This window comes from Vibrio sp. V43_P6S15P86 (assembly GCF_009904725.1).
Taxonomy (GTDB): Bacteria; Pseudomonadota; Gammaproteobacteria; order Enterobacterales; family Vibrionaceae; genus Vibrio; species Vibrio diabolicus.
This window is the reverse complement of sequence record NZ_WXWT01000154.1, coordinates 1-3331: the sequence shown is the minus strand read 5'-3', so window position 1 is coordinate 3331 and position 3331 is coordinate 1. Positions and strand designations below refer to the sequence as shown.

The 3331-nt window shown below is 42.6% G+C and carries 5 protein-coding genes; 2 read left to right on the top strand and 3 right to left on the bottom strand.

Going from position 1 to position 3331, the window contains the following annotated elements; translation table 11 throughout:
- Positions 1 to 162: 162 nt before the first annotated feature.
- Entirely contained in the window at positions 163 to 870 is a 708-nt protein-coding gene (locus tag CAG69_RS06805) for a DUF445 domain-containing protein (protein ID WP_005374596.1), read from the top strand.
- A 102-nt stretch (positions 871 to 972) separates the two neighbouring features.
- On the opposite strand, the gene CAG69_RS06800 is transcribed toward CAG69_RS06805, so the two are convergent.
- Together CAG69_RS06800 and CAG69_RS06795 are read right to left on the bottom strand one after the other, a co-directional pair.
- The gene (locus tag CAG69_RS06800; RefSeq protein ID WP_006740877.1) at positions 973 to 1449 is read right to left on the bottom strand and encodes an Lrp/AsnC family transcriptional regulator; all 477 of its coding nucleotides are present in this window, start codon (positions 1447 to 1449) and stop codon (positions 973 to 975) included.
- A gap of 294 nt (positions 1450 to 1743) precedes the next feature.
- Positions 1744 to 1992, bottom strand: a complete 249-nt coding sequence (locus CAG69_RS06795) for a hypothetical protein (protein ID WP_012842405.1) — start codon at positions 1990 to 1992, stop codon at positions 1744 to 1746.
- A 384-nt stretch (positions 1993 to 2376) separates the two neighbouring features.
- On the opposite strand from CAG69_RS06795, the gene CAG69_RS06790 reads away from it, so the two are divergent.
- Positions 2377 to 2931 (top strand): GNAT family N-acetyltransferase, encoded by a 555-nt coding sequence (locus tag CAG69_RS06790; RefSeq protein WP_161443326.1) that lies wholly within the window; start codon positions 2377 to 2379, stop codon positions 2929 to 2931.
- Between the two features lie 58 nt (positions 2932 to 2989).
- Here CAG69_RS06790 and CAG69_RS06785 read toward each other — a convergent pair whose 3' ends face one another.
- Entirely contained in the window at positions 2990 to 3229 is a 240-nt protein-coding gene (locus tag CAG69_RS06785) for an RNA recognition motif domain-containing protein (RefSeq protein WP_005392166.1), read from the bottom strand.
- Between the last annotated feature and the right edge of the window lie 102 nt (positions 3230 to 3331).

The window sequence follows — 3331 nt, the reverse complement described above, 5'->3', positions numbered from 1 at the left end:
GCAGTGGCCCGACAATGATTGTCGGGTTCTGTTTTTCTGTACATCCATTTTTATCCCTTCGCAACACGGTCACTCATCACGGCAAACCTAGCATCTTAATGTGACTTAGGTATAGAATCAGGCCCACTTATTTATTCCGATATTCACATATAACTGGTCACTATGAACAAAAGTTTGCTAACGAATGTCCTCGCTATCGCTTTGATGGCTGGAGGTCATCAATTACAAAACGACTATCTTTGGTATGCAGGGCTGTTTGCGTTCTCAGGCGCCATCACCAACTGGCTTGCCATCCATATGCTGTTTGAGAAAGTGCCTGGATTATACGGTTCTGGCGTGATCCCCGCACGATTTGAAGAGTTTAAACTGGCTATCAAAAACCTGATGATGGAACAGTTTTTTACTGAAGCGAACATTGACCGATTCTTGAATAAAGAAATGGCGGGCGGTGTGAACATCGATCTTCAACCAGTAATTGAGAAAGTAGATTTAAATCCAGCATTTGATTCCCTAGTGGAAGTAATTGAAGGCTCTCAATTTGGCGGCATGCTAGCGATGTTTGGCGGCTCGGAAGCGCTACAACCCATGCGCCAACCTTTCGTCGAAAAGATGCAAGAATCCATCATTGAGTTGAGCAAGAGCGATAACATCAAAGAAGCACTGAAAGAGCAATTCGAATCTCCTGCAATGATGGATGAGATAAAGCAGAACATTGAAGGTATCATCGATCAACGTTTAAGCGAATTAACACCGGCATTAGTTAAAGAAATGGTGCAAAAGATGATCAAAGAACACCTTGGCTGGCTAGTCGTTTGGGGCGGTGTTTTTGGTGGTTTAATTGGCGTTATCAGCACCTTTATCGGGGCATAATCGCTCACCGATTTATTAAAAAGGAGCTTCGGCTCCTTTTTTTATCTTGAAAAAATAATACGCCAAGTCACGCTAAATAAGGAGGCTCAACACATGCCTCGCCTAACCAAGGAGCTCGGGATTAACACCAAATCCCGTTTTATGTTCTTCTATGACCACTTCACTACGAGTTTGAATCACGCCCGGAAGCGTGCCTAACTTGCTCGACATAAACTCCTGATACGCTTTCATGCTCTTAACGCGAACTTTTATCATGGTATCGAAATCTCCAGAGAGCGAGTAACACTCTTCAATTTCAGGCATCAATTCCACCGCTTTCGCAAACTTTTCAAAAATAGAAAAACTGGTTTGGTCTAAGCGAATATGGATGAATACTTGCACATCCAACCCTAATTTTTCCGCATTCAGCTCAGCATGGTAGCCATTGATATACCCCTCTTTTTCTAGCCGCTTCACGCGGTCAGAACACGGCGAGGTCGTTAAGTTGATCTGCTTTGCGAGTTCAACAACTGGAATTCTGCCTCTTGAATGAAGCACTCTCAAAATGTGTAAATCAATCCGGTCCAATTGGTAACTCATTAACCACATCCTTGTAACCACTCAGGAAGCATCACATTAATCGTTGCTTAAACAATTGCAAACCATCAAATGCACAGCATGTGAAATTCAGCAGAGAATAATTCGAAAATAACTAAGGAAGGAAAGGGCTGCGATTACTGCCGCTCTCTCCATAACCGAGTATGAAGAACAAAAGTAATCTAGCGGCTCCCGTAGAGTCGCAAATTTGAAAGCGTGTGATACGCCTTTATAGATCTGGCGTGCGGGGCAAGCAAGCCGCCCTGTTTAGCTATTAATCATAGCTGTCGCTCTGAATTAGAGAGCTGCCGACGTATGCCTGGTAGGATGAGGAATCACTTCTCCAATTGCACGATGATTACAGCATCGGCAGTAGTATTGTGGTTCCATCTCGTAGTAGTGTTCACCTGATACAAATTTCGCCATCAGTTGTGTAAAACTCACCACTTTACCTGTCAACGAATCAACGGGCTGTGGCTCGCAACGCTTCATGATCACTTTATGTTGCGTTGATTTTCTACAAGCTGCGCAATATATATCCGGCATTTCTCTTCTCCCTGTTTTTCAGTACTACTGACAATTGACATATTTTGTTCAAAATAATTCCACAATAAAAAAGCCCCTTTAATTTTTTGTGTCCTATCTTCAAAAAATTGGACGAAAGTATCAAAAAATTGAGACATTGGTCAGACCTCAACTTTTGTACCATTATTATGAACGAACGCGCTTATGTGTGTAATAATACGACACATCACACATAAGCAATTGTTGCTACTCGCTATTTCAATCTGCAATGATCAATTTTATGGCGTTTTAAATATGGCTTTCACTCACATTTTCGATTCAGGCATTACTTGGTTGTTTAAACATGCCTGATTTACAGTGTGAATCTGCAATTTCCACGATACTGACTCATCTCAAGGACGCACGATGACGCTTCAACCAACGCTCACTACAGAAAGGCTTATTCTTCGCCCATTTCATCCGACAGACAGCGCAACAGTCGCACGACTCGCAGGAGACAAGAGCATTGCTGATATGACCGCAAACATTCCTCATCCCTATGAAGAGCCGATGGCACAAGCTTGGATTAAGAGCCATGTTGGCGTATATCACCAACGTAGTGGGGTCATATATGCTATTACTCTACGTCAAAACGATGCGTTAATTGGTGCTGTTAGTTTGCTAAACATTTCTAAGGGAGTCGGCACATTAGGGTATTGGCTTGGCGTCGATTATTGGGGTAATGGGTTTGCTCAAGAAGCGTCAATGGCTTTAATTCAATTTGCCAGACCACATTTTGAGTTATCGGGCCTAAAAGCGATGCACTTGGTCGAAAACAGACAATCCCAATCAGTCATTCAAAAGTTGGGCATGACGTATATCGACAATCACATCATCAAAATGCAGGGAAAAGAACGAGAAGTCTGCGTATACCAGCAAATATTTTCGCCTCAAGTAACCGTAGCAACCTCTCAAAATTAAGGCACTAAAAAACCAGCCTCTCAGCTGGTTTTATCTTTCACCTTGAAAGGAAAAAATACTAGTCTTGTGCGACTTTCACACGAATCTTGCTCTTATGTACTGAAGACAGGTTTAGTGCCTCCAACGCCGCAACGGCTTCGGCTTCATCCGGCATGATCACAAAACCAAACCCTTTTGATAAACCCGTCTCTTGATCAAGCACGACGGTGCAAAGCTCAACTTTGCCGTAGTTTGAGAACAGAGTACGGATGTCTTGCTCTGTCGTCTCACGAGCTAAGTTTCTTACTAGAAGTTTCATATTAAACCATTTTATGTTTATAACGCCTCAATTCTCTCAGCTTCTCCCTTACAAACCAAGTGAATAATGTTCTTGCGAAGGCTAGATGTCTCTAAGTGTTTC